The organism is Trinickia acidisoli, from assembly GCF_017315725.1.
In the GTDB taxonomy this organism is placed as follows: domain Bacteria; phylum Pseudomonadota; class Gammaproteobacteria; order Burkholderiales; family Burkholderiaceae; genus Trinickia; species Trinickia acidisoli.
Map to the genome: position 1 here is coordinate 874,367 of NZ_JAFLRG010000001.1, position 26,350 is coordinate 900,716.

Here is a 26,350-nt window from a genome sequence, read left to right on the forward strand (position 1 = left end):
GACTTGTCCGGCAGATCCAGCAGCGTGATACGTCCGGATGAGAGGTTGGCGCGCCGTTCGCTTTTTCAGACGAAGTGCCATCCATGGACCACTGAATCGTGCGATGCGGATCGGATTGCGTCACGCTGATCCAAACGCGCGAGACCCCGCGGGAAACGATGTGGGCGAGCATGGCATCGTTGCTGGATCGAGTCGCGAGGTGCCGCGTCTGCTACGTGTGCCCCGGCAAGTCCTGCAACATATCGAGGAACGCGCGCACTTTTGCGCTCAACAGGCGACGCGAACTGTAGAGCGCCCAGATTTCGACGGGTGGGCCGGCTTCCGTGCCCAAACACGCCAGCCTGCCTTGCGCGACGTCGTCTTCGACCAGCAAGCGCGGCAGGCGTGCCGCGCCGGCCCCGGCCACCGTTGCGTCGCGAATCATCAGCAACGACGACAGCCGCAGCACCGGCGTGGGTATCAGCGTCCTCGTCTCACCGGTCGACGTCACGATCGTCCAAGTCTCACTCATCCCAGCCGCTGCCGCCGATGCTGACGAAACGACAGCCGGAACGACCAGCGCGCTCGCGCGACGATCGTCTTCGCTTTCGGTACCACGCGCGGATGGAGACGGTACCGACATCAACGGCGACGCGACCACCATCCTCACGTCACCGAGGATGCATCGCCCCACGAGCAGTTCGTCGCGCGGCGGATCGATCCGGATCACAAGATCGAAGCCGTCCTCGGCCGGGTCCGCGACGCGATCCTCCGCGATGATTTCAAGTTCGACCTGCGGATAGGCGAGGGCAAAGCGCGCAGCGATTTTGCACAAGAGCACGTGCGCGAACACGATCGGGGCACTGATTCGCAGACGCCCCCGCGGCACCGGCGCGCGCGACGCAACGGCTTCGCCCGCTTCTTGGATCTCGGCCATCAGCCCTCGGGTGCGCTCGTGCAGCGCCTGACCTTCTTCCGTCAACCGTAGCCGCCGGGCCCCGCGCTCGATCAACCGGACCCCGAGGCTTTCCTCCAGTTCGGCCACGCGCCGCGACAGCGTCGCCTTGGGGCGATCCAGTGCGCGGCTGGCGGGGCCGAAGCCACCATGCGTGGCGACGGCGTTGAAATCGGCGAGCGAAGTGAAATCCATCGCGTCAAATCCTTTTTCGTTCCATATACGAGACGACATGTCTGGATTATGTGGCTTTCGACGCAGAAGTGGAACGACTATCGTATGTCCACGGGCTGACGCAGCTCACTAACCCTTGGAGAAGATCATGGCAATTCTCGTAACCGGAAGCACAGGTGTCGTAGGCAAGCAGGTTCTCGCGCATTTGCACGGTAGCGGCGAAGAAGTGCGGGCGCTGACGCGCTCGCCCGAAAAGGCGCAGTTCGCGGACGGCATCACCGCAATCAAGGGCGATCCGTCCGACGTGGACGCCATCCGCGAGGCGATGCATGGGGTCAGCACGCTGTTTCTGCTTGCGCCGAACGCTGCCGACGAACTGACCCAGGCGCTTCAAGTCCTGAACATCGCCCGCGAAGGTGCGGTGAAGGGCATCGTGTATCTGTCGGTGTTCCAGGGCGCCGAGTATGCCGACGTACCGCATTTCACCAGTAAGCACACGGTCGAACGCATGATCGAGCAGCTCGATTTGCCCGCCACGCTATTGCGCCCCGCCTACTTCATCCAGAACGATGTCCGTCAAAAGGACGCATTGCTCACGCATGGCGTCTATGCGATGCCGATCGGAAGCAAGGGCATTTCAATGGTCGACGTGCGCGACATCGGCGACGCGGCGGCGCGCGAATTGCTTCGTCGCGAGCGCGCTGAGGGCCCGTTGCCGCGCGTGGCCTACGAACTCGTCGGTCCCGATGCGATGACGGCGGAGACGATCACCGCGGCTTGGGCCGCCGCGCTCGGCCGTCCCGTGCGCTACGGTGGCGATGACCTCGACCTGCTCGAGCAGCGCTTGAGGGCCGTCGCGCCGGCTTGGCTCGCGTATGACATGCGACTGATGATGCGGCGCTATCAGCAGGACGGCGCCGTGGCATCGACGGCCGAGGTCGCGCGGCTGGCGCAGTTGCTGGGCCGCGAGCCGCGCTCCTATCGTGAGTTCGTCGCCGAGACGGTCAAGGGATGGGCGAAAGGGTGAGCGAGGCGAATCGGAGGCAATTCATCCGAAACGCATCGCTGAATCGGCAGCTTGTCTTCCGGCTTGTATGGCGGCGACGTCTGACTATACTTAATACCATTGGCTAGCGATCCAAGGGCCTGTTCATGTGCGCAGTCGGCCCGGAGAGTCCCCCTGGTTCAACGACCAGGGGCTGCTCGAGAATGTGAGATCGCGGCTTCGGCGCCGAAACATCCTAAGATCCAACTCGGAAAGTCGCTGAATTCGCGTAGCACCTACCTAAAAACGCGGGGGGGCGTGGGTGTGAATAGCCTGCAGGGGGAAGGGTCGCACTTTCTTGGTCTTGCTCCTACGAAAGTCGCCGGAACGATTCTGATCGTGGAGGACAACTCAACCACACGGAAGATGTTCTGCGTGGCGCTGACGAGCGCGGGATATGAGGTTGTCGAAGCAGGTGACGCCAGGACCGCACTCGACATTGCATCGCACCGGCGGCCTGATCTCATCGTTCAGGATCTCGCACTCCCGGACATGGATGGTCTGGACTTATTGCACGCATTTCGTAAGCAACCTGGCGGCGCATCGATACCTATCTTCTGCGTGTCGGGCTTCTTGTCCAAACGCAACGAAGCGCGCGCGGAAGATGAAGGTTTCACCGTCGTCCTCTTCAAGCCTGTCGACCCGATCCATCTCATCGAGCTCGTAAGAGGTCACCTAGTCGCAATGTCGGCGGCCCCCGACGCGTCGATTCGCGGTCAACGCATTCTCCTAGTCGACGACGACCCGCTGCAACTCAAGCTAACCCACGTCTGGCTCGCGAACTCCGGATTCGACGTGCTGACCGCGACCGACGGCGCCTCTGCGCAGGAAGAGGCGCGTCGACATCGGCCGGATGCCATCGTCAGCGACATACTCATGCCGGGTACCGACGGGTTCGCCTTATGTCTCGCCGTGCGTCATACCAAGGAAACTGAAAGCATTCCGGTCGTGCTCACCTCCTCGTCGTATATCGAAGAGTCGGACCGTGCACTTGCCGAGCGTGTTGGCGCAAGCGTGCTCGTGGCGAAGACAGAGGGGCTAGACGCGTTGGTGCAAGCCATCAGTACCGCGCTGCGCGTGCTGCCGCCTCCGTCGCCGCGCGACTCGCTCGACACGATCAACGATGAGCACGCAAAGCGCACCGTTTGGCAACTCGAGCGCCAGGTTCGGCAGAACGCTCACCTCGTACACCGCTCCAACTTGCAGGCCGCGCGACTCGCGGTGCTCGCCAGCGTATCCGAGGCGTTGGCGAGCAACCGCACGCTCGACGGCGTGCTCGGCGAGGTTCTCGCATCGTGCCTGGACATGGCGGGAATTTCGAAAGGCGTCCTGTACCTGACGGAAAACGACGGGCGTCTTGCATTCAAGCATCAGACCGGATTCTCCGAAACCGAAATGCCAACCGTACGCCGCGTATTCGACTGCGAGGACGTCATTCGTGACATCGCAAGGCGCGGAAACGTGACGCCGGTCCCGTCCCCTGCCGTCGCTGCGGATTGCGCGCAGACGCTTAGCGCCGGAACGCAGGCAAGCCCGCTCCTGGTCGTACCGGTCGTGTGGGCGGACACGATTTACGGCGCTGTCATCCTTGGCACGCGTCCCGCCGACGACATTTCCCACGAAGACGCGCTCGCCTTCGCTCGCGTGCTAGGCGCTCAGATCGGCCAAGCACTCGGTCTTTCGCACGCGTTCGCAAGCCTGGCCTCAAGCGAGGAGGCGTTGCGGATTTCGCGCGAAGAGCTGCGGCGTTTGTCCGCGCACAATCAAAAAATGCGGGAAGAGGAAAAGACGCGCATCGCGCGCGAGTTGCACGACGACCTCGGTCAGCAGTTGACGGCCCTAAAGATGGCGGTCACGCTCATCGAACGTAAAAACGACGCGGCTGCAAAACCCTCGGTATCGCGGGACGATCTGTACGGCATGTACGAATCGATCGATCAATTGGTCGACTCGGTGCGGCGAATCGCGGGGGATCTGCGGCCCGTCATGCTCGACGATCTGGGCCTTACCGACGCGATCGAGTGGATGACGAGGGAGTTTTCGTCGCGCTATCGAATTCGCGTGATCAGCCACGTCGACGCGGATGCGATCACCTTCAACGAGCAAAGCAGAATCGAAGTATTTCGCATGGTGCAGGAGGCGCTGACGAACGTCGCACGCCACTCCGGTGCGACCGAAGTCGTGCTCGACATCGTACGCGACGATCCGCATTGCATCGTGCGTATCATCGACAACGGTCGCGGCGCGCAGCGAGATGCTCGCTCGGATCGGCATTCGTTCGGTCTGCTCGGGATCAGCGAGCGCGCGGTGCTTCTGGGCGGCGAAATCGACATCCGCACGGCCCCCGGCTCGGGTTTCGCGCTAACCGCCATCTTGCCGCTCGCGGCGGTCGAAGCCAGAGCGGAGCATGGATGATGAGCCTGAGCGTCGGCATCGATTATTTCCTGATTTGCCGCAGCGATTCGCTGCTGTATGCCATCCCGCTCGCTCAGGTGATCGAGACCATGCGGCCCTTGCCGGTCAAGCAAGTCGCGGATATGCCGGCATTTGTGCTGGGTATCTCGATCGTCCGGGGGGAAGGCGTCCCGGTTCTCGATACGGCCTTATTGGTCAGCGCCTCGGCCGGCACCCGGCCCGCACGCTACGTCACGATCAAGATCAACGCGCGCACGGCCTGTCTGGCGGTAGACGAGGTGATCGGCATTCGGCACGTTCCCCCCGCGCTACGCGTCGATGTCCCGCGCTTGCTGCATCAATCCAATTCGGAAATCTTGGCCGCGATCGGAACGCTCGATGCGGAGCTCTTGGTCGTCCTACAGAGCGCTCACTTGATTTCCGATGAACTCTGGCGCGCTATCAACCACTCCGCGGAGGCGGCAGGTGATGACGATCCCTCCTGATGCGCAGGACATCGCGCATTTCCGTGCACTGATTGCAATCCACCTCGGGTTGCAAATCGACGATGCGTATCAGGATCTGCTCGCGCGCCTGCTGCGCACTCGTTCCGCTTTATGCGGTAGCGTGACACGGTATTTCGACCGTTTCGCCGACGAGGCTTGGTTGCAATCCGAATTGCCTCTTTTGGCTCGCGAACTCACGGTCACCGAAACCTATTTCTTTCGCAACACGGACCAATTCGCGGCCTTCTCGGCGCTCGTCCTGCCACGCGTGCTGGCTGCAAGAGGCACCGGGTGCCGTATCCTGTCCGCTGGCTGCGCTTCGGGCGAGGAACCCTATTCTTTGGCGATCGCGGCGCGCGAAGGTTTTCCCGAGGACTCGGATCTCGTTGAAATCACGGCGGTCGACATCAATCCGATCGCGCTCGGCAAGGCGGCGCAAGGCCGATACTCGAACTGGTCGCTGCGCGACACGCCGAAGTCGATCAAGGACAAATGGTTCACCACCGACGGCAGCGACTACGTGCTCGACGCCGGCGTGCGCCGCGCGGTACGTTTCACCGCCGGCAATCTGGCGCGCGAGGACCGGACGTTCTGGCAGCCCAGCCGCTTCGACGTGGTGTTCTGCCGCAACGTCCTGATGTATTTTTGCCCCGAGCAAGCGCGCGAGGCAATCGACAGAATCACGCGCGTGCTCACGCCCGGCGGCTATCTCTTTCTCGGCCATGCCGAGACGTTGCGCGGCCTGTCCAATGACTATCAGCTATGCCATACGCACGGCACCTTCTACTATCGCCGCAAGGCCGAACGGTCCGACGCGACGATCGCGGACGAGCGATCCGAGGTCCTTCGCCGAGACGCTTCGGCGATGTCGAACGACACGAGCTGGGTCGACGTCATCCGACGCGCGTCGGAGCGCATTTCCACGCTGACGAGAGATTCCCGCGTACCGGGCTTGCCCGAGCGGACGGAAGCAGTACCGCTCGATCTCACCTCGGCGCTCGAATGCGTGCGTGGCGAGCGCTATGGGGAAGCGCTGCGGCACATCGCGGATTTGCCGAGGGAGCATGCAAACGACGCCGATGTGTTGCTGCTGAAGGCCGTCTCGTTGAGTCACAGCGGCGCACTCGAGCAAGCTGAATCCGTCTGTCGCGAATTGCTGGCGCGCGACGGCCTCAATACCGGCGCTCAGTATGTCCTCGCGGTGTGCCGGGAAGCGGTGGGCGACGTGAGCGGTGCCGTCGAGCACGATCAGGCGGCCTGTTATCTGGACCCCGGTTTCGCCATGCCGCGCTTGCACTTGGGCTTGCTCGCGCGACGCCAGGGCGACAGCGTGGCGGCCGTGCGCGAGCTGTCGCAGGCCGCCCATCTGTTGCAACGGGAGGACCCTTCACGCGTGCTGCTCTTTGGCGGCGGATTCAAGCGTGAGGCGCTGGTCGCCATGTGTCGCGCGCATTGCGATGCGATGGGAGTTCAAGTATGACCCACGCGAAACCGGGCACACGTGGCACAGCGCTCGCGATGCGCGAAGACTTCGACCAGTCCTTTGCTCGACGGCTCGTGGAAGATCCGCCGCGAGAGAGCTTGCTCGCCGTACGCGTCGGCGGGGATCCTTACGCCATTCGCATCGCGGACATCTTGGGTTTGCATGTCGATCGCCACGTCGTGGCGCTGCCTTCCGCACGTCGTGAATTCTTGGGCGTTGCCGGCTTTCGAGGGCAGATTGCGCCCGTGTATGACCTCGCGGCGATGCTGGGTTACACGCGCGCCCGACCTGCGATGCCGCGGTGGATGGTGTCGCTGCGCCACGGCGAGCCCATCGCCTTCGCCTTCGATGCGTTCGACCACCTGTTCACGGTCGAGGCGCAACACGTTGCCCGCTCCGCGGACGCTGAACGAGCGGGACAACCTGACCGCCCCCATCTGCGCGACGTCGCGCACGACGGCACCGCGATACGCCCGATCATCCAGTTGCAATCCACGCTGTCCGTCATTCAAGGATTTTGCGGTCCATCCTTCAACGAAAGGAGCGACGAACAATGAACAAGAATTGGACATTCGCACAGAAGCTGGCGGCCGGCTATGCCGTCCTAGTCGTCCTTGCCGCGGCAATTTCCGCCGTCGCGATCTACGCGCTGCTAGGCACGATCGCGAGCAAGGATCATGTGATCAACGTCAATGCGCGGATTTTGATCGAGGTGGAAAAGCTGAACACCGCCTCGGAGCAGCGCGTCTCGGCATTGCGCGGCTATATGCTGACGCAGGACGATCGCTTTGCGACGCAACTGAACGCCTCGCGCGAAGCGTTCGTGGGCATCCTCGCACACTTGAAGGAGATCGCCGATACCGACGAATCGCGCCGCCAGATCGACGCGATCGAACGCGCATCCGCTGAGTATCATCAGGACACGGACGCGCTGGCCGTGCAGGTACGCAATCACGTGAAAACCGACGAGATCGTGCGCGAATTCGACGAGAAGATCCTGCCGTCGAGGCAACAACTCGACGAGCAGTTGCGCGGCTTGGTCGCACTGGAGGAGCGCAACTTGACCGACGCCAATCGTATGGCGGCGAACACCGCATCCAGTGCCGTCAACCTGGTCCTCACGCTCGCGGCGGCCGCGCTGGCCTTCGCGATTGCGGTGGCCTATCTGTTGACCCGCACGCTGAGCCGGCAGATCGGCGCGGCCGTCGGCCATGTCCAAAGCTCGTCGGCGGAACTGCAAGCTGCCGCCACGCAACAGGCATCCGGCGCCAAAGAGCAGGCCACGGCCATGACCGAGATCACGACCACCATCAGCGAACTCGTCGCCACCTCTCGGCAAATCGCCGAAAGCGCGCAACGCGTCGCCCAGGTCGCGGAGCAAACCGCGGCAGCGGCGCGAACCGGCGACACCAAAGTGGAAACAGGTCAGGAATCGATGGTCGTCATGCGCAAGCAAGTCGACGTCGTCGTCGGTCACATGCTGGATCTCGGGCGCAAATCGCAGGAAATCGGGGCGGTGCTCGATATCGTGGCCGAACTGGCGGAACAAACCAACATCCTGTCGATCAACGCCACCATCGAAGCTACGGGCGCGGGCGAGAGCGGCAAGCGCTTCGCGGTCGTGGCGGACGAGATCCGCAAATTGGCGGACCGCGTCGCCAACTCCACCAAGGAAATCCGCACGCAAATCGACGATATACGCGGAGCGGTCAACACGACCGTGATGGCGACCGAGAGCAGCGCCAAAGCCGTCGACGCGGGCGCACGTCAGTTCACGGACGTCACCGTCGCCTTGAAGCGAATCTCCGAACTCGTCAGCACGACGACCGACGCGGCACGCGAAATCGAGCTATCCACCAAACAACAGGTGACGGCCGCAGAACAGGTCCGAATCGCCGTGACGGATGTCTCGCAAGCCTCGAAGGAAACCGAGACGAGTACCAGTCAAACGTTGCAAACGGCTTCGCAGCTTGCCGGGTTGTCGGCGGAATTGCGGCGCCTGATTTTGTCGCAGGCGAACTAGATGGGTAAGGATCCGTACCGCTATTTCCGGGTCGAGGCACGCGAGCTGCTCGACCAGATCTGCGCCGGTGTCCTGGAACTGGAAAAAGGCCACCACGATGCCGATCTCGTTGCGCGTCTGCTGCGACTCGCCCACACCCTCAAGGGGGCAGCGCACGTCGTCAAGCTCGGCGAAATTGCCGAACTCACGCATACGCTCGAGGAAGATCTCGCACCCTACCGAGGCGATGGCGAAGCGCCCGAGCGGAACGCGATCGACGGCATGCTCAAGCGGCTCGATGCGATCGAGGGCCACCTAAGCGACCTACCCTCGTCCGATACCCCCACGCCGGCCGTCCCAGCGAAGAGCGAGGCGCCGGAGCCGCCGGCGCGCGCCGCGCGCACGGACGTCGCGATGGTCGATGCCTTGCTCGAAGGCCTGAACGAGTTGAGCAGCGAGTTGGCCAACATGCGGCGCGTCATGGCCAAGGTCGGCCGCGAATGGATGCTTCCGGCCAGCGCCGAGCGCAACCTGACGTCCGGCGTCGAGCGGATGGGGCGCGAGTTGCATCAGTTGCGCGACACCGCCGATCGGCTTCGCTTGACGCCGGTTTCCAACGTGTTCACCACGTTGGAGCGTGTGGCCCGCGACGCCGCTCATAGCGTCGGAAAGCAAGTCCAGTTCGTGGCCGGCGGCGGCGAGGTCAGGCTCGACGGCCAGGTCCTCGACATCGTTCAAGACGCCTTGGTTCAACTCGTGCGCAATGCGGTTGCGCACGGCATAGAAACGGCCGCCGAACGGTTGATTGCCGGAAAACCGGCGGCCGGACGCATCACGCTGCAGATGGAGCAGCAAGGCTGTCATGTCTTGTTCCGCTGTATCGACGACGGCGCCGGCGTTGACCTGGACGCCGTCGAGCACGCCGCGCGCAGCAAGGGGGCGACCGCCACGCACGCCGGCGACTTCGACGCCGGCGAATGGCTCTCCGTGCTACTCAAAGGCGGCATTTCCACGACCCGTACCGTCACTGCGCTCGCCGGCCGCGGCGTAGGGCTCGATGTGGTGCGCGAGGCCATGCAGCGCCTGAACGGCAAGATCAGCGGCCGGACCGCACGGGGCGAGGGAACCGCCATCGAACTGCGCGTGCCTGTTTCGTTGGCCTCGATCGAGGTGCTGGTCGTCGAGATCTGCAACCAGACAGTCGCGATTCCGCTCGACGCCGTACGTGGCGTGCGACGAGTCAGCCCCGCGGAGATCGTCCATGCGCCCGAGGGCGACGGCATTCTCGATGAAGGCGTGTTGATCAGGCTGATATCGCCGGTGCTCGGGAGAACGGCTACGCCGGCACGCGACGCGGGCGAGGGCGCGCAGGCGCGTGCCAAGACCGCCGCCATCTTGACCAGCGCCGGTGTCACGGCCGCCGTGAAGGTGGACCGCTTATACGGCGCGGAAAGTATCTTGCTGCGACCGCTGCCGGCACTGGCCGCGGCCGATGCCACGGTCGCGGGGACGTTCCTCGATCGAGACGGCGTACCGCGCGCCGTGCTCGCACCCGAAGCGCTGATCGCGGCGCCGGCCGTACGCCCCACGGACGATCTGCCGGCATCGGACGCGCCGCGGCCGATCCTGATCATCGACGATTCGCTGACGACCCGGATGCTGGAGACCAGCATTCTCGAATCGGCCGGCTTCACCGTGGAATCGGCGGCGTCCGCCGAGGAGGGGTTGGAGATGGCGAGATTCAAGGATTACGCGCTGTTTCTGGTCGACATCGAAATGCCCGGCATGGACGGTTTTGAATTCGTCGAATTGAGCCGTGGCGACGTGGCCTTGCGCGAAGTGCCCTGCATTCTCGTCAGCTCGCGCGATTCGGCCGAAGACAAGCGGCGCGCCGAGGTCGCCGGCGCGGCCGCTTACATCGTCAAGAGCAAATTCGATCAGACTGAATTCCTACAACGCGTCGATGGGCTGACGGACAAATGAAACTGCGCGTCCTGATCGCCGAGGATTCGCTGACGGTGCGCAAGCGCCTCTGCGAAATCTTGAGCGCCGATCCCGATGTCGAAGTGGTGGGCGAGGCCGAGGACGGCAGCCAAGCCATCGAGCTCTGCCAGGCTTTGCGGCCCGACGTCATGACGCTCGACATGATGATGCCGGTGATGAGCGGGCTTGCCGCCGCCGAGTACATCATGGCGTATTGCCCGACGCCTATTCTCGTAGTGTCCTCGTCGTTCAATCGGGGGGAGCTGTATAAGACCTACGACGCATTGGTAGCGGGCGTGGTCGAGGTCATGGAAAAGCCATCGGCCGACCGCATGGCTGACGAGTGGGAGTCGCGCTTCGTCGCAATGGTCAAGTTGGTGGCGCGCATCAAGCCGATCACGCACCTGCGCGGCCGGTTGCGCAAGAGATACACGTTGGCCGCACAGCCCGTACCCCTCGCCACTTCGGAGGTGCCGGTAGATTTGCGCAACGTTCGGATTGCCGCAATCGGTGCCTCCACGGGAGGGCCGCGCGCGCTGGTCGACATTTTGCGCAGCCTGCCGGCGGATTTCTCGCTCCCCCTGCTGGTGGTCGTGCATATCGGAGACCCGTTCGGCGATACTTTCGCGCAGTGGCTGGACGGACAAAGCGCACATCGAGTGCGCGTCGCCCGGGATGGCGATCCGGTTCCGGCGCGCGGCGTCGTCCTTGCCCCGTCGGGGCGTCACCTGCTGGTGCGCAAGGGCCGGCTGGCATTGTCCGACGCCCCCGAACGCCATTCATGCCGGCCGTCGGTCGATGTGCTGTTCGAGTCGGTTGCCGAGGAGTGTGGCAATGCGGCGGCCGGTTGCCTGCTCACCGGAATGGGACAGGACGGCGGCAGTGGGCTGCTCGCGATGCGCCGAGCCGGGTGCGTGACGATTGCCCAGGACGAAGCCACTTCGGCCGTATACGGCATGCCGCGCGAGGCCGCCTTGCTCGGCGCCGCGCAACATGTGCTGCCGCTCTCCGAAATCGGCCCGGCGCTGGCTCGCTTAGCGAGCCGGTGCGGTTCCCGGAATCAGCCATGAGCGATTCGATCCTGATCGTCGACGACAGCCTGACCGTGCGCTCCGACTTGTGCGAGGCGCTGGCGAGCGACGGCTATACGTTGCACGCATGCTCCGATCTGGCGCGCGCCCGCGCGGTCCTTGCGCACCAGCCGGTCGATCTGATCGTGCTCGATGTCTTGCTGCCCGACGGCGACGGCATCGAATGGCTGCACGAAATCCGAGCCACGCCGGTTGGCGCCGACGTCCCGGTGCTGATCCTCTCCACCGAAACCGAGGTCAGCGATCGCATTCGCGGCTTGACGATGGGCTCGAACGATTACGTCGGCAAGCCTTATAACCGCGACTACCTCGCAGCGCGGGTGCGCGATCTGCTGCGGCCTGGGCGCGAGAGTACGCCACGCAAGCCGAGCGTCTTGATCGTCGACGACAGCGTCACCTTTCGCGAGCACCTGGGCGAGTTGCTGCGCGCCCAGAACTTCGACGTGCTCCACGCCGCGACCGGTGAAGAAGGTTTGCGCAGCGTCGCGCTGCATCGCCCCAGTGTCGCGATCGTCGATGGCGTGCTGCCCGACATCGACGGACCGACGCTCATCCGTAAGCTGCGTCTGGACGCCGCTTTGCGCAACATGCCCTGCATCCTGCTAACCGGATCGAGCGACCGTCGCAGCGAATTGGTGGCGCTTGAAGCCGGCGCCGACGCATACATGCTCAAGTCGGAAGCATTCGACATGGTGCTCGCCCGCGTGAGCGCGGTGCTGCGCAACGTTTCGGGCGAAGACATCGAAAGGCGCACGGCAAGTCTGCTGAGTCCGAAGAGAGTGCTAGCAGCCGACGACAGCTCGACTTACCTCGAAGCGCTCGGTGAAACGCTGCGCGCCGAAGGCTACGACACGATCTTGACCCGCTCCGGCGAAGAGGCGTTGGAGATGGCTTGCGCGCAGGCGATCGACTGCATCCTGCTCGACCGCGTGATGCCGGGTTTGGGCGGCGTCGAAACTTGTCGCCGCATCAAGGCATCGGCGCAATTGCGAGACGTTCCGGTCATCATGCTGACGGCATCCGAAGACCAAGCCGCCATGATCGAGGGCTTGAGCAGCGGCGCTGACGACTACGTGCTCAAATCGAGCGAGATCGAAGTGCTAAAGGCGCGCGTCCGGGTTCAATTGCGGCGCAAACAGTTGGAAGATCAGAATCGTGCGATTCGGTCCGAGTTGATGAGCAAGGAGCTGGAAGCGGCCGAAGCGCGTGCTGCGCGCGCACTGGCGGAAAGCCGCGCCGAACTGCTGTCGATCCTGGAGCAGAAGAACCGCGACCTTGCGGCGGCCAACGAGACGTTGCAAGAGAGCCAGCGCCACATTGCTGAAAAGAACCGGCAGTTGGAAGCCGCCAGCCGTCTCAAGTCGGAATTTCTCGCCAACATGTCGCATGAGTTGCGTACGCCGCTCAATGCCATCATTGGTTTTTCCGAGGTCATGCGGATCGGCATGGCTGGGCCGATGACCGCTCAACAAGTGGAGTTCGCCGGCGACATCTGCGAGAGCGGCAAACACCTGCTTTCGATGATCAACGATATTCTCGACTTATCGAAGATCGAGGCCGGCAGGATGACGCTCGAACTCGAGCCGACCGATATGGGTTCGCTGTTGCAGGGCAGCTTGGTCGTCATCAAGGAAAGAGCGATGGCAAATCGACTCATGCTCAAGACCGAGATCGACGATATCGGCACCATCCGCGTCGATCGACGCAAGACGAAGCAAATCGTCTACAACCTGCTGTCGAACGCGGTGAAGTTCACCCCCGACGCGGGGACGGTCACGTTGCGTGCAAAACAAGTGGATCGTTCTCGACTGGGGCAGGCGCGACTCGTTGGCAGCGACGCGGCTTTGGCATCCGATGCGCTACGCTTCGTGGAAATCTCCGTGATCGACACGGGCATCGGCATCGATGCGAAAGAACTACCGCGGCTGTTCCAATCTTTCGTTCAACTCGACAGCAGCTTGGCGCGTCGCTATGACGGCACGGGTCTCGGGCTCGCGCTCGTCAAGCAATTGGTGGAACTGCATGGCGGCGCGTTGGCGGTCGACAGTTGCGTCGGCCAAGGGTCTGAATTCACCGTGTGGCTGCCGATCCGGGCAACGTAAGGATGGCGACGATACTGGTCATCGAGGACAACCCGGCCAACATGAAGCTCGCGCGCTTCCTGTTGGTCAACGCTGGACATGCCGTTCTGGAAGCGGACCGTGCCGAGGCGGGAATTGCGCTGGCCTATGACGCGCGCCCCGATTTGATCCTCCTCGATATCCAGTTGCCCGGGATGGACGGGCTGGCGGCTGCCGGCCGCCTGAAATCCGGTGCGAGAACGTCCGACATTCAGATTTATGCCTTCACCGGCTTAGCGATGAAAGGCGACCGAGAGAAGATCTTAGCGAGCGGCTTCGATGGATACATCACCAAGCCGATCAGCGTAGGGACCTTTCTCGAAGAAATCGAGCGTGCATTGCAGCGAGATTCTCCGACATCGCCGTCGGCGCCGAACGATCGCGATAGTAGCGCGGAGCGCAACCGCTGAGCCTACGCATCGCCGGAAACGACAAAGCGCGGTGACGATGTTCGGAAAAATCCTCCGGATTTCCGCGTTGCTTCAGCGGTAGCGTTTCGGGTGGAAATTGAGTCGAGGATGATAGCCCTGTATCATACGCCGCGCACTTGAGAGGGTGCGTTACTCCAGTTTCTCCCCAAAATAGATAATACTGGCCGCTTGATGAACCGTTTCGAACCCGGTTTGCTCGATAAATTGTTCGGCGATGGCCCGAACCAGCCGATGTCTGCTGTCGTGCGACAGTTATCGCTGGACGAACTGAAAGGCACGGTCGCCCGCCATATCGAGTCGCTCCTGAACGCCCGAATCACATTCACTGACGAACGCCTGGCCGGGCTAACCGAATGCCAGCGGTCGGTGCTGACCTACGGGCTGAACGATTTCGCTGGGCTCAGTCTCGCGAGTCACGACGACCGAACGACCATCTGCAAGTCCATTCGACGCGCGATCGAACGCCATGAGCGCAGGCTCAAGCAGGTCGATGTGAAACTCGAAGTGAATGCGCAATCTACGAATGTACTGTGCTTCGCCATCAAAGCGTTGCTGGGGGTGCACCCGGCTGCGGAGCCGATCGACTTCGACGCCATGCTGCAACCGTCCACGCTGCAATATTCGGTGACGCGCGCACGCGCAAAAAGACTCTGAGAGAAGGCCGCACACACGGTAGCGGCTTGAACACTATAAGACACGCAGGCTGAGAGATTGATGGAAGAACTGCTGCCGTACTACGAGCGCGAACTATCGTATTTGCGCCAATATTCCGGGGACTTCGCACAGCGCTACCCTAAGATTGCGGGACACCTTTTGCCGGTGGGCGAGCACGGTGACGATCCGCATATCGAGCAGATGATTCAGGCGATCGCGATGCTCGATGCGCGGATCGGCAAGAAGCTCAAGGATGATTCTCCGCACGGTATCGAGGCGTTATTCGACGTGCTGCATCCGCACTATCTGCGACCGTTCCCGGCATGCTCGATCGCCCAGTTCTCGGTTACGGCCACAGACGGTAAGCCGCACTCCTATACGCTTGCACGGGGCACGCAATTGGTCAGTCGTTCGATCAACGGTGTCCAATGCCGATTCAAGACCGCGTACGACGTGACGCTTGCACCGCTGGCGATCGTTGAAGCGCGCTATTTGCCGGCGGCTGCGGCTCCTGTCGTTCTGCCTGTGAACGCAGCGGGCATCGCGTCTATTACGTTCGAATCGACAGCGCCACAGTTCGATTTGCTCAAACTCGGCATGCGTACGGTCCGCATGCATTTGAATGGCGAGTCCTCGTTCATTGCCGCGCTCGCCGATGGGCTCTTTATTCATGCTTTGGCAAGCTATGTGGAGGCCGAAGGCAATGGCCGCTGGAAACCGTTGCGGACAGTGCCCGTCGCACAGGCCGGTTTCGGCGAGGACGATGCGTTGCTCGACTATCCGATGCGGTCGCACCCAGCATACCGGCCGCTGACTGAATATTTCGGGTTCCAAGAGAAATTCGATTTCGCCGACGTCGATCTCGGGGCGATGCTCGATACGGCAGGGTCGTGCCGACGCGTGACGCTCCATGTGATTCTGAAGGAGGGCCATGGCAACCCGCATGCTGCGCGACTGCTGGAATCGTTGTCGACCCCGCACTTCCGCCTTTTCTCGACGCCCGTCGTCAACCTGTTTCGGCAGCCCGGCGAACCGGTTCGCGTGACGCACCGAGCGGTATCGTATCCGGTCGTTGCGGACGCAAGCCACGCGGCTTCTTACGATGTCTATTCGATCGATTCGGTTCGCTTGGTGCGTCAAACGCAAGAGCGTGACCAGGTCATCGAGTTGCGGCCATTTTTCTCGCAGCGCTACGGCGACGAACAGCAGGCCGGGCATTACTGGTTTGCCCGCCGAGACGAAGCGGTGGCATCGATAAGCCCCGGCTACGAAACGGAGATTTCGGTGATCGACGCCGATTTCGATCCGATGGCTCCGCAGACCGATACGTTGAGTCTGAAGCTAACATGCACGAACCGGGATTTGCCGTCGAGACTCGCGATCGGGCTCGAGGGCGGCGATCTCTTCGTGCAGGACGGCGCTGACGACAATGGCCCATCGGTCAGTATCGCAATGCTGCGCCGGCCGACGCAGATGCTGCGCTTCGAGCGCAGCGACGAGTTGCTCGTGCGGTTCGCCTCGCACCTGGCGCTCGATCACCTCTCGCTTGCGGATATGCAGGTCGCGGCGCTCAAGGCGGTGCTGGTGTTGTACGACCTGCGGCGCTCCGCCGTGACATCGCGTCATATCGAAGCAATCGTCGGCGTCGAGGCACGCGATGCCGTGCTCGAGTTGCCCGGCAATCCATTCATGACGACGGTGCAGGGCATTGAATTGCGCATGACCCTCGACGAGAAGCATTTTGTCGGGGCCAGCGTCGCGACGTTCGTGGGCGCGATCAATACGTTTCTCGGTTACTACGTTCAGCTCAATAGCTTTGTGCAATTGATCGTCGTCTCGATGCATACGGGCGAACAGATCGTGCGATGCAAGCCGCGTAGCAGCGACTTGATTCTCGGGTAATCGAAGAAGGAGACGTTTGCCGATGACGACCAACCACGATGAGTTCGACGACGACCTGCTGCGGCACTACTACGAGCGGGAACTCGAGATCTTGCGCCGCGACATGCGAGCCTTTGCCCAGCGGAACCCCGAAGCAGCCGCGCGCCTATCGATCAACAGCGATGGACGCTCGGATGATGCGGGCGTAGAACGCCTGGCGCAGTCGACAGCATTGCTCCACGCTCGCCATAGCGCGAAGATCGACGACGACTATCCGGAGTTGTCCGAGGCGGTGATAGAGCGGTCGTATCCGCAGTACCTTCGGCCCTTCCCGTCCTGTTCGGTCGCGCAGTTCGATAGTGCAGGTATGTTCGACAGCCGCACCGAATCCGTCCGGATTGCGCGCGGTACGCCGCTGGAGACGGCGGTCGGCCGGTGCTCTTTTCGAACCACGTATGACGTCGTGCTTGCGCCGTTGCGGATCACGCGCGCGCAGTACGCATCCACACCAACCGCCCCGCCCAGCGCGAAGCTGCCGCCGGATACTAGCGGCATGCTGTCCGTGACCTTCCGCTCGGACAAGATCGGCGCCGGCCTCGATGTTGCCGCACCCGCCACGCTACGCGTCCATCTTGCCGGCCAACCGCACGTGGTCGCCGCGCTGATCGATGTGATGCTGCTACGCACGGCGAGAGCTTATGTCGAAGACCGCGAGGGGCGCTGGACCCGTCTGCCGACGATTGCTGTCACCCCGGTGGGCTTCGGGCCGCACTATCCACAGGTCTTAGTTATGGAAGGCTTGGATGAATTAGGCATGCTGCATGGGTGGCAATGATGTCGCGCCCTCGCATTTGCGGGGAGACGGCATCAATGCCGAATGTGTTCTCGGCGACGTGACCGATAGCGAACTATCCATAACTACAGCGCTTGCAGAAAGCGAAGAAGATCATCCTTGGGTCGATATCGAAGTGGCTTGCTCGACGGTGATTGGAGTGCCTTCAGTGCCCGGTCCTTCATTTGCAGATCGGCTTCGACATAGCGATGCGTAGTGACAGGGCTCTCGTGACCGAGCCACAACGCGATGACCGTAATATCAACGCCAGATTGCAGCATATGCATCGCGACGGAATGTCGAAACAGGTGTGGAAAGACGCGGTGCCGCGCAAGTTCGGGAAACTGTCGCGAGGCGCCCTGAACTGCAAGCTTAAGCCGCTCGGTGAAGCCGATGCGCGTAAGCGAAGCGCCGGCCCGCCCGGGAAATAACGGCTCCTCGGATGTTCGGGGATATTGCCGAAGCCAACGCTTGAGTTCTCTCGCGGTGTCGGGCCATAGCGGGACAGAACGCTCCTTGCGACCTTTGCCGTGAATGAGCACCCATGTAGTGGGCCCAAGCATGAGGTCGGACACACGCATACCGATCAGCTCAGAAACGCGGGCTCCGGTGTTGTAAAGCATAGCCAGCATGACGTGGTCGCGTTGCCCCGTCCAGGTGCTAACATCGGGAGCGGCAAGGATAGCCTCAATGTGCTCGCGAGACAGAAATCCGACGAGCGGTTGCTCGAATCGCTTCATGGGAATCGCAAGTACGGATTGTGCCAAGGACAGGGCCGACGGCTCTGCGAACGAAACGTACTCCATGAACGATCGAATGGCGGCGAACCTGGCATTCCGGCTACGAATTGAATTGTGTCGGTCCTGTTCGAGGTATTTAAGGAACTCGAGGATGAATGGCGCATTCAGTTCCTCGACGGTGATATCGCTGGGCCGCTTGTGTAAGCGTTGATGCGCGAAAGCCAGCAGCAGTCGGAAACTGTCACGGTAGGCCGCCACAGTGCATGGGCTTGCGTGTCGTTGCTGAAGCAAACGTTCCGTGAAGAATTTCTGCAACAGGACTGGAAAGGACTGCGCTGCTGATATGTTCATGATGAACCTCCGCGATGGCGCACAAAGCGTTGGGCTGCGATTGCCAGGAGCTCGGGCGAGGCTGTTTCGTACCAGTACGTGTCGGTGACTTTGGCATGCCCGAGGTAAGTCGACAGCGCAAGAATGTTGCGATCGACGTCCACCCCTTGCGCGTACCAATCCTGCAATCGATGGCAGACGAACGAATGTCGCAGATCATGTATCCGCGGTGCGGGATGGTCGCCGCGAGCGCGCCACTTCAATGCGGTGCGCAGGATCTTGAACGCGTACTCGACGCTTCTTGTTGAAGCTGGTCGACCGTAGTCGAACACAAAGAAAGCATTCGTGTTGGCAGTTGAAGAATCGCGGTCGCGTTTGCAGGCATATCGTCGCATCGCTGATGCAGTCGTAGGGTGTATCGGCACCCACCGTGATTTGCCAAACTTAGCACTCCGGATATGCAGAAGCCGCTTCTCGAAATCTACATCCGAACGGGTTAACCCCGTCGCTTCCGAGATACGCAGTCCGGTCGCAGCGATCAGTCCGAAAATCGTCCTGCAGCTCGCACTGCGCAGACCACCGGGTGGATAGAGACCGTCGCAGGCTGCCAGCAGATCCACGACTTCATCATCGGTGAAAATATGCGGTGCCAGTCGATGATGGGCACGCCCGAACAGATATCGCGGCGGGATCTCTGTTGCCGGATCGAATTGCCGGCAGTACGCGGCAAAGGGGCGAAGCACCTCGATTCTGCGGGCCGCCGTTGACCGCCGTCCGGTGCCGGAGTTGCCGGCCCACTGAGCGGCGAGTTGTATCGTCAGCCCACCGTTGTGGCCGATCCGTTCGGCAAAGCGCGCGAATTCCCTGAGTTGATTGCCCACGATCCGGAGATCAAATCCGGCTCGACGACGGACGTTGAGGTAAGCGTCGATCCAGTTGGAAAAAGATGTGTGCGCGCTCATGATCGCTTCCCTGGCCATGGAAGCGCCACGCGACGAAGGGCTGGAAGGTTGACCTTCGCATAAATCGTCGTGGTATCGAGAGAACGATGGCGCAACAGATCGCCGATCTCCTTGAATGGAACGCCGCCTTGCACCATCCGGCAAGCCATGGTGTGCCGGAAAATATGGGTGCCGCGCACACGTTGCTGCAAACCGCAACGCGCAGCGGCATAACGAACTGCGTTACGGACAATATCCAGATTGGCTGCGGCATCAAGCGGTGGTCGATGGCGAACAAATACCTCGCGCCGTGCAGTGTTTGGACGCCCACGCTGCAGGTACTCGGAGATCGCGTTGCCGGTCAGTCTTGGAAGCGGGACGATGTCGATCCGTTTGCCCTTGCCGTGTATCGTCAATGTTCCATCTCGCCAGTCGATATCATCGAGACTCAGACGTGCCACTTCCGCGCGCCGCAAGCCAAGATCTAGAAGACAGCGCGTCATGGCGTAATCGCGCATGCCGGTAGCACTGCTACGATCGAACGCCTTGAGCAGTTGCCTGACTTCGACAGACGAGAGGACCTCGGGCAATCCGGAGAGACGCCATTGCGCAACCCTCGGCAGCGCTGCGATGAGCGTTTCGGTTGGCGTTCCCCGGCTGCTCTTGAATAACAAGTAGCTCCGTAGCGAGATACCGATACCCTTGATCGTCGCTGGAGCAAGTCCGTTCGTTCGGCGCATAACAAAACGTACAATATCGCCCGGGGTCAACCTCGAAATCTGTACGGGCCCCGCACCGAAACGATCGACAAGAAACTCGTGGGCCTGCCGTACTCGAACTGTGCATGTGCTGTCGGACAGACCGCGAACCTCTGCCAGATGGCGCTTGAATTCTGCGAGCTCTGTGCCGATAGGCGTCAACACGTTGAGAGTCAAATGCTCCGGTTGCGCGCCGTCGAGCATCGCGAAGAAGTGCTTCAAACCGGCGCGAACATCGGCGCTTGTGTGCCGACAGCGAGACGCGCATTGGCAATGCGGCAGGTGCCGCTCGAGAAACTGGACGATCGTCGGCTTGCTAACATCGCAAAGATTGATGTCGCGCTGCGTCATCCAATGAATGAAGTGGGCGACACACCTGAAGTAGCATTCCACTGTCTCCCGGGCATAACCACGATCGATCAGGTATTGAACGTAAGCGTCTGCATGCGTTCGCAACGCAGCGCCTTCGAACCAATGCTCGCAGAGCAGATGGCCGGGTCTGATGCGTGTGTATTTGGGCATGGTAGCTCTCCTCGAAAAAACACAGAACAGCATGAGGAAAGTACCGCAAATTATGGAAGGTAACGACGGCTCCCGGAAGAGATGGGCCCTGAAAAAGCGGGACGTTTGAAGCCACGTCGCCATGACCTTCCATAACCAAGACCTGTGGATAGCGGCGGTTATAGAAGCCCTTCTATAAACGAAAGGATTGGCTTTTTACAGACGCGAAGGAGGCCGGCCAGCCGTTCGGGCTACTCGGCGAGTACTTCGCGTTTGGGCAACGTTTCCATTTCGTCGATATCGATTTCGCCTCGCTGTGTGCTGCAGCCCCGGGCGAGCAACTCACGCTGCATTGGGTGGTGGCCGGCGTGCCGCCGAACTCGCGGACCGCTCAGCAGCTCGCCCATCTTTCTGCGGATCACCTGAAGCTGTTCTGCACGCCGGTGGTGAATTTGTTCGGAAAGGAGGGGGTGTCGCTCAAGTGCGATCTGCAAAGCGGCGCGTGGCCGATTCAGGCGCAGGGCAAGAACGAGGCGCTCACCGAGGTCTGGTCGGTCGATCGAGTTTGCACGGAGCAGGGGACCGCGCTGCGTTCATCGGCTGCGCTTATGGTCAGTCATGCGAGCAACGCGCACCCCAAGTGGACATTCATACCACGCAGGGGCCCCGCGTCGTCCGGTACCGAGCGAGTTGATGCGCTTCGCCTTGACGGTGCTGACGGCCCGATAGGAGCGAGCGCCGCCATTGAATCGCTGCTGGCCGACGTGACGTGTTCCAATGGTGACCTACCTCGTTCGTTACCCTTCGGAGTCCCGGAAGGCGACATGCGCATGGAAGGCAAGGCGCGAGCGACGAGCAAGATTGCGCTACTGCATGCGCCGACAGCCGTCGCGCAGCTTTCTCGTACAAGCGGGGCGCTGTGGCGGCTCATTGCTCAGCAGAGCACGCACGCCATCTTGCTGAATCAGGCCGGCTTGCCCGCCCTCAAGCAAATGCTCCTGCAATTCGCTCTACTTTCGCCGCCACAGGCGCGACACATTGACGGGATTACGGGCCTTCGCCATCGATCGGTCATGACGCTGGTCGCGAGAGCGCCGCAGCCGGCGATGGTGCGCGGGATCGAGGTCACCTTGGAAATCGACGAGCAACGCTTCGTCTCGAATAGCGTCGCTGTGTTCGCTGGTGTCATGGAGCGTTTCTTTGCGCCCTACGCGAGTGCCAACAGTTTCGTCCAATTGGTCGTTGTATCCGTTAGCGGCTCAGTGTTATGGCGAGGCGAGCCGGTGCGGGGCGGCGCTGCGCTACTGTGAGGACTGCAACCATTAATTGGCAATAATTTCCGTAAATTCAAAAATGAATTGGGAATATTTACTTCCTGATCGTTGGCCAATCCTACCGGCGCTTTAGCTTGTTTTGCGCTGAAGACGAACCTGTGTAAAATCGCCCGACTCTGAATGCCGGCTTATCCGCCAGGCTTGCCAATGAATACCAACCTGTCTGTCCAAGATCTCCGGAAACTTGCCACCGGAATGCAGAACAATCGGCTATTGACGCTGTCGTTCCCGCAAGGCGATGCGCCGCACGAGATCCTATTGGCGAACCGCCTCGAAGGCGAAGAATCCCTATCGCGCGATTTCCGATTCGTTATTGAGATATTGTCCGATAACGCCAAGCTCGATCCCAAAGATTTCGTCGGTAAGCTGATCTCGGTGCAATTGCTGCGCAACGACGGCAGCTTTCGGTATTTCAACGGCTACATCTTCTCGTTTCGGCTCGTGCGAACCGATGGCGGCGTCGTATTTTACGAAGCGGAGATGGGGCCGTGGATGCGCTATCTGTCACTGCGCAAAAACAACCGGCTGTTCTTGGATCAGGGTATCCGTGGTCAAACCGCCATCATTTTCCAAGATTACGGCGTGCTGCCGGTATGGGAGTGGAAGGTCCGCGAGAAGGACCCTTTGATGTCGATGGCGTGCCAGTTCGACGAGCACGACCACAATTACGTGCACCGCCGCTGGGAGCATTTGGGTTGGTGCTACTGGTACGAGCATACGGCGACGGAGCATAAGCTGATCATCTCCGATCCGGTGCGCCAGGAGCCGGCAATCGACGGCGAGAGCCCCGAGATTGCCTACCAGAGCGAGGCGGGCTCGCAGGAAGCGGACGGTATCGCGTCATGGTCGCCGATCGAGCACGTCACGTCTACGCACATTGCGGAGTCGCGCACCGACTTCAAGGAGCCCGAGCTGAACGCGCGCTCCGGTGGCTTGGTCGATGCGCGGACCGATGCGTGGAAGGCCCGTGGCGGACAGAAGCTGGAGTGGTATCGGTACGCCGGCGCATATGGACACCGCAACACGGACGATGGGTCGCAGAAAACGAGCCGGCAGATCGAGGCGATCGAAGCGATTGCGCGGCAGTGGGAGGCGAGCGGCAACAACCGCTTCGTCATGCCGGGACGGTGGTTTCAACTGACGGACCACTTCGGAGATGCGCTGAGCCGCAACCACTACGACGACCAATACCTGATTACCTTCGCGCATCACGTCGCGACGAACAACTACCTTCAGGGTGCCGGTGCGAAGGCGACATACAGCAACCGCTTTACGTGCGTGAGCAAACGCACGCCGTGGCGGCCGGCGCGTGGGTATAACAGCGTCGACACGCGCATCCTGGCGCCGCAGACGGCGACTGTCGTGGGACCGGAGAACGAGAGCCTGTACACGGATGAGTACGGCCGAGTGCTCTTGCAATTCCACTGGGACCGCGAGGACAAATACACGACGTGGGTGCGTGTATCGAGCGGCTGGGCGGGGGGAGATCAAGGCATGAGCGCGCTGCCTCGGATCGGCTCCGAGGTCATTGTGCAATGGCTCGACGGCAATCCGGACCATCCGATTGTGACGGGCCGCATGCAGAACGCGTCGAACCTGTCGGCGTGGCGGTTGCCGCATCAACGCGCGTTGACGGGCATTCGCAGCCGCGAGCTCGTGGGCGATGCAGGCAACCGAGCAGCCGGTCGCAGCAATCACTTGGTGCTGGACGATACGGCGAACGCCATTCAGGCCCAGCTAAAAAGTGATCATGCGGTCAGTCAGTTATCGCTGGGGAGCATCACGCGCATCGAGGCTTGGCAGGGTCGGCAGGACGCACGCGGCGAGGGCTTTGAGTTGCGTACTGATGCAGTCGGGGCGATTCGCTCGGGCAAGGGTATGTTGGTCAGTACCGAGGCTCGGGCGTCAGGTAAGTCGCACATCGCGGATGTAAGTGAGCCGGCATCGCGTCTAGCAAATGCGCAGGAACTGCACGACGAACTGGGCAAACTGGCCCAACAGCATCGGGCGCAGGATAGCGGGGGCGACCAAAGCAGCGTGGCCGATGCGTTGCAGACGCAGGTCGACGGCATCAAGGGCGGCGCGGCTGGTGGCGGCGATGGTTCGTTTCCCGAGCTGAACGAACCGCATCTGCTGCTTGCCGGAGCAGGCGGGCTGCAAGCAACGACGCCGGCGACCGTCCACGTTAGTGGTGGCGAGCATGTGGCGCTCACCGCGGGCCGCAACGTGTCGGTTACTGCCGGCAAATCGTTCTTAGCAAGCGCGGCAGAGAAGATCAGCTTGTTCGTCCAGAATGCAGGGATGAAGCTCTTTGCGGCGAAGGGCAAGGTCGAGATTCAGGCGCATTCGGACAATATCGAACTGACGGCACAGAAGACGGTGAAGGTCCTGTCGGCGACAGAGAACATTGAGGCTGCGGCCGCGAAAGAGATACTGCTTACAGCGGGCGGTGCGTACATCAGGATAAAGGACGGCAACATTGAGATTCATGCACCGGGAAAGATTGATATCAAGGGCGCGCAGCATTCGTTCGGCGGCCCGACAAGCCTTGCCGAAACGTACAACCTCGAAGGGAAAAAGGCCGATATGCGCATCCGCTATGTCGATGCCGACGGTAACGTGCCAACTGGCGAATCACTCCATCTGGCTGCGGAAGACGGCACAACACATGGCGTCTCGCTTGATGGCGAAGGAAAGGCAGAGTTGAAGAATATCAATTTTGGGTCTTTAACGGCAGTGCAGCCGAAACGTGTCGGAGATTAAATATGAGTGGTGATCGCCCACTGGTGCAGCATACGGCCTGTATCGACCTTCCCGGGGAACCTGTCGACTGTTGGGCCGAAACGGACTTGACTGTGCTGTTGCGCAAGCATCGTGACGTGATTTTCGATATCGAGTTGAAAAAGGGCGCAACGTATTCTGTCGAAGCGACGCAGGACTGGATGTATGACGTCAAAAAGAAGAAGCGCGTCCAGAAGGGCCAGTTCCAGGACGGTGAGCGGTACCACCTGTGGGTGGGACGAGATTTCAAGGGTGAGTTGGTACTGAGCATGAATGGTTCGGTGCTCCATCGCTATTCGCTTGTGGCTTTAAATTTGCAAGGCGAAAGTAGCGATCCCAAGGTCAAGCCAGCGCCGCTGATTCTAACGCTCGGTAGTCAGCCAGGTTCACGGGCGCAAGCTCAGTCGACGGCTGCGCCACAACAGAGCGTTAGTCTCTTTGCGAAACCATCGCCCCTAGTTTGTCGCAATACCAACGGTGAATTACCCGGTGATGCATGGTGGGGAGGAATGATTCCGCTGGACTTCGGGGTGAAAACGAGTGCCAGCACGGCTGCGACGATGCCGGCTTCCTTGCATGCGCATGCGGAAGAAGAGTCGGTTGGTCATGTCTTCGAAGTGAGCCTTACCAATGCGCCGGCCGAGGTTGTTGCATTTGTCGAGAATGGGGGCGAGGATACGGCGCTCGACACAAACAAAATTGTCACCCGCAATTGGTTGATTGGGCAACTTGCCGGCGGGACATCATTTGTCAAGGACAACGTTGAGGAGTTACGGGATCTCTGGAACCGCAGCTTTCGGTTGATGCAGATCGTTCACCCGAAGGCTGGTGCGAAGACCTATGTCGTATTCCGCGGCAATGCGGCGTTGCGAAAGGTAATTACCGGCACACGGTACGCTGCGAAGAATTCAAAAATTCTCGCGATTACGGCTGGAGCAGGCACCTTCGAATCAGTGACCGCGGCGGCGTGGGAGGCCGGTAAAGGCGCGTTCAAGCGTGCTACGGGCGTTGCGCTGGTCTTTACCATCGCACTCGACACCGCAGAGTGGTATCGAGACTACTCGAAGGTCGACAAGAACGGAGAGCACTCGAAGGATCTGTTCGATCTATTTGCAAAAGTTGGCGTCGATCTCGTGGGTGCGGGAATTGCCGCCGTCGTTTCGACAGCGGTGGTGGGAGCGTTGACTACAGGGTTGTTGGCGGCGGGGTTGATTGCCGGGGCACCCATATGGGCAGTTGGTGCCCTAGTGTTCGGTGCGGCCGTGGCCGTCGGATATCTGATTAATGTGGCGGACAATGAATTTCACATTACCAAGCGGGTGGCGGATAGTTTGCGTGAAGCAGCGCAGGCTTTAGAGAAACGCCACTCGAAGGACTATAGCGGGTACTCCTTAATGTTTACGTCATCATGACCCCAATCATCAAGCGCTCAAGG

19 protein-coding genes and 1 pseudogene are annotated in these 26,350 nt (G+C 61.2%); 16 read left to right on the forward strand and 4 right to left on the reverse strand.

All coding sequences use genetic code 11. The features are described 5' to 3' along the window. Positions 1–211: 211 nt before the first annotated feature. Positions 212–1,129: a LysR family transcriptional regulator gene (locus J3485_RS03980; RefSeq protein ID WP_206951270.1), complete on the reverse strand. Its 918-nt coding sequence runs from the start codon at positions 1,127–1,129 to the stop codon at positions 212–214. Between the two features lie 127 nt (positions 1,130–1,256). Here J3485_RS03980 and J3485_RS03985 point away from each other — a divergent pair, with 127 nt between their 5' ends. The 13 genes from J3485_RS03985 (at position 1,257) to J3485_RS04045 (ending at position 17,533) form a co-directional block, all read left to right on the forward strand. Then, positions 1,257–2,135, forward strand: coding sequence for an NmrA family NAD(P)-binding protein (locus J3485_RS03985; protein ID WP_206951271.1), 879 nt, complete (start codon positions 1,257–1,259; stop codon positions 2,133–2,135). A 357-nt stretch (positions 2,136–2,492) separates the two neighbouring features. Beyond that, entirely contained in the window at positions 2,493–4,568 is a 2,076-nt protein-coding gene (locus J3485_RS29500; RefSeq protein ID WP_206951272.1) for a response regulator, read from the forward strand. Beyond that, positions 4,568–5,053: a chemotaxis protein CheW gene (locus J3485_RS03995; protein WP_206951273.1), complete on the forward strand. Its 486-nt coding sequence runs from the start codon at positions 4,568–4,570 to the stop codon at positions 5,051–5,053. The genes J3485_RS29500 and J3485_RS03995 overlap by 1 nt, the downstream gene beginning before the upstream one ends. After that, the gene (locus tag J3485_RS04000; protein WP_206951274.1) at positions 5,037–6,533 is read left to right on the forward strand and encodes a CheR family methyltransferase; all 1,497 of its coding nucleotides are present in this window, start codon (positions 5,037–5,039) and stop codon (positions 6,531–6,533) included. The genes J3485_RS03995 and J3485_RS04000 overlap by 17 nt, the downstream gene beginning before the upstream one ends. Further along, the gene (locus tag J3485_RS04005; RefSeq protein ID WP_206951275.1) at positions 6,530–7,093 is read left to right on the forward strand and encodes a chemotaxis protein CheW; all 564 of its coding nucleotides are present in this window, start codon (positions 6,530–6,532) and stop codon (positions 7,091–7,093) included. Before J3485_RS04000 ends, J3485_RS04005 begins: the two co-directional genes overlap by 4 nt. Next, complete coding sequence (locus J3485_RS04010; RefSeq protein ID WP_206951276.1) at positions 7,090–8,559, forward strand: HAMP domain-containing methyl-accepting chemotaxis protein; 1,470 nt, start codon at positions 7,090–7,092, stop codon at positions 8,557–8,559. Before J3485_RS04005 ends, J3485_RS04010 begins: the two co-directional genes overlap by 4 nt. Beyond that, positions 8,560–10,521 (forward strand): response regulator, encoded by a 1,962-nt coding sequence (locus J3485_RS04015; RefSeq protein WP_206951277.1) that lies wholly within the window; start codon positions 8,560–8,562, stop codon positions 10,519–10,521. Further along, positions 10,518–11,591 (forward strand): chemotaxis-specific protein-glutamate methyltransferase CheB, encoded by a 1,074-nt coding sequence (gene cheB, locus J3485_RS04020; RefSeq protein WP_206951278.1) that lies wholly within the window; start codon positions 10,518–10,520, stop codon positions 11,589–11,591. The genes J3485_RS04015 and cheB overlap by 4 nt, the downstream gene beginning before the upstream one ends. Further along, positions 11,588–13,714, forward strand: a complete 2,127-nt coding sequence (locus J3485_RS04025) for a response regulator (RefSeq protein WP_206951279.1) — start codon at positions 11,588–11,590, stop codon at positions 13,712–13,714. The genes cheB and J3485_RS04025 overlap by 4 nt, the downstream gene beginning before the upstream one ends. Before the next feature lie 2 nt (positions 13,715–13,716). After that, the gene (locus J3485_RS04030) at positions 13,717–14,142 is read left to right on the forward strand and encodes a response regulator (protein ID WP_206951280.1); all 426 of its coding nucleotides are present in this window, start codon (positions 13,717–13,719) and stop codon (positions 14,140–14,142) included. 192 nt (positions 14,143–14,334) lie between these two features. Continuing rightward, the gene (gene tssE, locus J3485_RS04035; RefSeq protein WP_206951281.1) at positions 14,335–14,817 is read left to right on the forward strand and encodes a type VI secretion system baseplate subunit TssE; all 483 of its coding nucleotides are present in this window, start codon (positions 14,335–14,337) and stop codon (positions 14,815–14,817) included. Between the two features lie 60 nt (positions 14,818–14,877). Further along, positions 14,878–16,719, forward strand: coding sequence for a type VI secretion system baseplate subunit TssF (gene tssF / locus J3485_RS04040; RefSeq protein ID WP_206951282.1), 1,842 nt, complete (start codon positions 14,878–14,880; stop codon positions 16,717–16,719). Between the two features lie 22 nt (positions 16,720–16,741). After that, entirely contained in the window at positions 16,742–17,533 is a 792-nt protein-coding gene (locus tag J3485_RS04045; protein WP_206951283.1) for a type VI secretion system baseplate subunit TssF, read from the forward strand. A gap of 83 nt (positions 17,534–17,616) precedes the next feature. Here J3485_RS04045 and J3485_RS04050 read toward each other — a convergent pair whose 3' ends face one another. Genes J3485_RS04050 through J3485_RS04060 form a run of 3 tightly spaced genes read right to left on the reverse strand, consistent with a single transcriptional unit; the run spans position 17,617 to position 20,821 of the window. After that, complete coding sequence (locus tag J3485_RS04050; RefSeq protein ID WP_206951284.1) at positions 17,617–18,621, reverse strand: tyrosine-type recombinase/integrase; 1,005 nt, start codon at positions 18,619–18,621, stop codon at positions 17,617–17,619. Then, positions 18,618–19,562 carry a tyrosine-type recombinase/integrase gene (locus J3485_RS04055; protein WP_242538472.1) on the reverse strand — a complete coding sequence of 315 codons (945 nt, stop codon included), beginning with the start codon at positions 19,560–19,562 and terminating at the stop codon, positions 18,618–18,620. Before J3485_RS04055 ends, J3485_RS04050 begins: the two co-directional genes overlap by 4 nt. Continuing rightward, on the reverse strand, positions 19,559–20,821 hold the full coding sequence (locus J3485_RS04060; RefSeq protein ID WP_206951286.1) for a site-specific integrase: 1,263 nt from the start codon (positions 20,819–20,821) through the stop codon (positions 19,559–19,561). Before J3485_RS04060 ends, J3485_RS04055 begins: the two co-directional genes overlap by 4 nt. Before the next feature lie 200 nt (positions 20,822–21,021). On the opposite strand from J3485_RS04060, the pseudogene J3485_RS04065 reads away from it, so the two are divergent. The 3 genes and pseudogenes from J3485_RS04065 to J3485_RS04075 all read left to right on the forward strand — a co-directional run. Continuing rightward, positions 21,022–22,110, forward strand: a pseudogene (locus tag J3485_RS04065) (type VI secretion system baseplate subunit TssF); the annotation flags it as partial. A gap of 219 nt (positions 22,111–22,329) precedes the next feature. Then, on the forward strand, positions 22,330–24,897 hold the full coding sequence (locus J3485_RS04070; protein WP_242538661.1) for a type VI secretion system Vgr family protein: 2,568 nt from the start codon (positions 22,330–22,332) through the stop codon (positions 24,895–24,897). A gap of 2 nt (positions 24,898–24,899) precedes the next feature. Continuing rightward, positions 24,900–26,327, forward strand: coding sequence for a hypothetical protein (locus J3485_RS04075; RefSeq protein ID WP_206951288.1), 1,428 nt, complete (start codon positions 24,900–24,902; stop codon positions 26,325–26,327). Positions 26,328–26,350: the final 23 nt, after the last annotated feature.